This window comes from Pseudomonadota bacterium (genome assembly GCA_039815145.1).
Taxonomy (GTDB): Bacteria; Pseudomonadota; Gammaproteobacteria; order Steroidobacterales; family JBCBZW01; genus JBCBZW01.
In genome coordinates this window covers 1-3388 of record JBCBZW010000256.1, presented here as the reverse complement: position 1 = coordinate 3388, position 3388 = coordinate 1, and the positions used below count along the sequence as shown (strand labels likewise).

The 3388-nt window shown below is 66.7% G+C and carries 5 protein-coding genes; 1 reads left to right on the top strand and 4 read right to left on the bottom strand.

Going from position 1 to position 3388, the window contains the following annotated elements:
- The first annotated feature begins 123 nt into the window (after nucleotides 1-123).
- Nucleotides 124-306, top strand: coding sequence for a hypothetical protein (locus tag AAF184_25415; protein ID MEO0425694.1), 183 nt, complete (start codon nucleotides 124-126; stop codon nucleotides 304-306).
- Nucleotides 307-417: 111 nt separating this feature from the next.
- On the opposite strand, the gene AAF184_25410 is transcribed toward AAF184_25415, so the two are convergent.
- The 4 genes from AAF184_25410 to AAF184_25395 all read right to left on the bottom strand — a co-directional run.
- A complete protein-coding gene (locus tag AAF184_25410) occupies nucleotides 418-759 on the bottom strand; it encodes an NIPSNAP family protein (GenBank protein ID MEO0425693.1) in 342 nt (113 codons plus the stop codon).
- 13 nt (nucleotides 760-772) lie between these two features.
- On the bottom strand, nucleotides 773-1312 hold the full coding sequence (locus AAF184_25405; GenBank protein MEO0425692.1) for a TRAP transporter small permease: 540 nt from the start codon (nucleotides 1310-1312) through the stop codon (nucleotides 773-775).
- Complete coding sequence (locus AAF184_25400; GenBank protein MEO0425691.1) at nucleotides 1309-2595, bottom strand: TRAP transporter large permease; 1287 nt, start codon at nucleotides 2593-2595, stop codon at nucleotides 1309-1311. The genes AAF184_25405 and AAF184_25400 overlap by 4 nt, the downstream gene beginning before the upstream one ends.
- A gap of 143 nt (nucleotides 2596-2738) precedes the next feature.
- A partial coding sequence (locus AAF184_25395; GenBank protein MEO0425690.1) for a TRAP transporter substrate-binding protein occupies nucleotides 2739-3388 on the bottom strand: 650 nt, incomplete at its 5' end.

The window sequence follows — 3388 nt, the reverse complement described above, 5'->3', positions numbered from 1 at the left end:
CGCGCGGCCAGGCCGGGTGAGCTTTGCAAAGTGAGTTTGGCGAAATGAGTTTGGCAAAGTGAGCCCCCCAGAGTGAGCCCGGCGGAAAAGGAGGCGGATCACCGCCTCACTGCTAGACCCACGATGCCGACGGACCGCGCGCCCGTCGGCATCGACATTCGCGCCGTGCGCAAGTCCTATGGCGGCACCGAGGTCGTCCATGGCGTCGATCTGGCCGTGCCGCCGGGCGCGTCGGTACCCCTCGGCGTCCGGCCGGAGTGGCCCTCGACCGCGTTAAGGGCGAACGAAGTCACGCTCCGTTCGTGATCGACGTCGTCGAGGAACTCGGGATGGGCCACCTCGCACACGGCCGGATCGGGACCGACCCGTGGGCGCCAAGGCTCGTCCTGCATACGTTGAGCGAACGGCCCGGGTCGCTCACGACAGGTAGGCCTCCCAGGCCGAGGCGTCGAAGAAGGAAACGGGCTTGAGAAGCTGGTTGCTCTGGCTGGCGAGATAGCCGGCCTCGGCGCTTTTCTTGAGGTAGTCGCCCCAGGCCGGATCAGCCTGCAGCGCCGCGCGCTTGGCCTCGCGGTCGCCGGCGTCGCGGTAGACCCAGACGTGTACGTAGGCGTTCGGATCTCCCGTCTCGGTTGCGGCGTAGATCACGGGGCGGCCCAGGTGCTTGGATTGGGTCGGGAAGCCGTGCTCCTCGTAGAGCGCGAGGTGCTTCTTGATCGTGCCCGGGCGGCAGACATAGGTGCGGTGGTCGAGGATCATGGCGTGTCCTTGGCTAAGCGGTGTCGGAGGGAAGAGCGGGCTTCGGCGCCGGCCGAAGCAGCACGACGAGGTCGCGCAGGGAGTAGGCGCACATGATGGCGCCCGAGATCGGAATGACGACGTAGACCCAGGCCACCGGCAAGCTGAGGATCGGCGTAACGGCGCGACTGCGCGAGGTCAGCTCCCAACCCTTCCAGGTCATCACCACCAGGAAAGCGAGGCCGAGCGTCGTGATCAACAGCCTTAGGGCCTTCAGGCCGACGACCGAGCCCAGCGCGGACAGCACGGCCGCTGCCCAGTCGATGTGGAAATGGTCGTTCTCGCGCCACAGCGCGGCCGCTCCGACAAACACCATCCAGGCGAAGAGGGCCTGCACGATCTCGTCGAACCAGGCGATCGACCAGATCTGAAAATATCGCGACAGCACGTTGCCCAACAGGATGACGAAGAGCGCGGCCAGGCAGGCGATGGGGATCGCGCGCAGGACGGTGCCGAGGCCTGCGTCGAGCCGCGCGAGGGCACTGCGTGGCTGCGGGGCAGGATGGGGCGTCATGGTCCCAGCAACGCGTTGGGCAGCGCGGTCGAGACCGCAGGCCAGTAGGTGACGAGCAGCAGAACGAAGGCCAGGCCGGCGAGGTAGGGTAGCAGCGCTCGGCTGAGGCGCCCCACGCTGACATGCGCCACGCTGGAAACGGCGAACAGCACCATGCCGACTGGCGGCGTGAGCAGGCCGACCATCGAGCACATGATCATGATGACGCCGAACTGCACCGGATCGACGCCGACCTGCGTGACCACCGGCAGGAAGAGCGGGACGCACAGCACGATGACGGCAATGCCCTCCAGGAACATGCCCAGCACCAGGAGAATCAGCACCACCAGCCCCAGGATCACCGCGCGGCTGTCGGACAGCGACAGCAGACCCTCGATGATCTGGTTGGGCACCCGCTGGTGGATCAGCAGCCAGCCGAAGAAACCGGCCGCGGCGATGACGAACAGCACGCGCACCGAGTGGACGAGCGTGTTCCAAAACACCTGCGGCAGGTCTCGCAGCGCGATCTCGCGGTAGACGAAGACAGACAGGACGAGCGCGTAGGCGCTGGCCACGACGCCGGCCTCGGTCGGCGTGAAGAAGCCGCCGAAGATGCCCCCGATGATGATGACGGGCGTAAACAAGGAGAGCGCCGAATCGAGGAAGCTGCGCAGCATCTCGCGCACGGGCGCGCGCTCCTCGCGCGGCACGAGGGTGAAGCGCGATACGAAGTAGACCGCCACCATCAGCGACAGCGCCATCAACAGTCCGGGCACGATGCCCGCCAGGAACAGCTTTGCGACCGAGACGCCGGTCAGGGAGGAGTAGAGGACGAAGGGAATGGACGGCGGAAAGACTGGGCCGATGGTGGAAGAGGCGGCCGTGATGGCGGCCGAGAACTCCGGATCGTAGCCTCGATCGTTCATCGCCTTGAGCTCGACCTGGCCCAGGCCAGCCGCGTCCGCGACGGCGGCGCCGGACATCCCCGAGAAGATCAGGCTGGCGATCACGTTCACCTGTCCGAGCCCTCCGCGAATGTGGCCGACCACGGCATTGGCGAAGCGGAATATGCGCTCGGTGATACCGCCCGTGTTCATCAGGTTGCCGGCCAGGATGAAGAAGGGAATGGCCAGCAGCGTGAAGCCGGTCGTGGCCGAGAACATGCGCTGCGGCAGCATCGACAGGATGTGCCAGTCGCCGGAGAGGACGTAGAAGCCGATCGCCGTCAGACCCAGTGCGGCAGCCACCGGCACACCGAGCGCGATGAGCCCGACCAGGGCGATCAAGATGAGGAGCGCGGTCACGTGCGGGCGTTCGTCTTTGGAAGGGGATAATGGAAGGCGGTGAGGCCGTCGCGGGGGAGGTCGGCGCCGGCCGACCGTGCGCCCCCGCGCCGGAGCTTTCGCTCTGCGACACGGGGGCACACGGTCGTTGTGGGTCGCGTGCGTTACTGGTCGAGCATGCCCTGGAACATCTCCAGGTTCTCAGCCCCCACGAACTCCGCCACCCGGCCGATCGCGTCGGAGCCCAGCACACGATCGCGGAACGGCGCGAGATCCGGCCGTGTGATCTGCATGCCGGCCTCCTCGAGCGCTGCCAGCTCCTCTTCCTCCTGGGCAACGACCAGCTTGCGCATCATGATGCCGGCGGCGGCGCTCTCCTCGCGGACGATGTCCTGCTGCTCGGGCGTGAGGCGGTCGAAGCTGTCCTTGGAAATGACGTGGATCATGGCGTTGTAGACGTGCCGCGTCAGCGCCAAGTGCTCCTGGAACTCGTTGAGCTTGAAGTGGTAGATGACGCCGATCGGGTTCTCCTGGCCGTCCACCACGCCCTGGTTCAGCGCGTTGGGCAGCTCGGGGAAGGCGATCTGGGTGGCGTTGGCGCCCAGGCCTTCGACGGCGGCCACGATCTGCACCTCAGACGGCGTGCGCAGCGTCAGGCCGGCCACGTCGTCGGGGGTCTCGATGGGACGCTCGGAATTCGTGATGTTGCGAAAGCCGTACTCCCAGTGGGATAGCATCACCAAGCCTTGTTCTTCGAGCTTGGGCGCGACCCACGCGGTGAACGGGCCGTCGAGCACCTCGTGGGCGTGGTCGT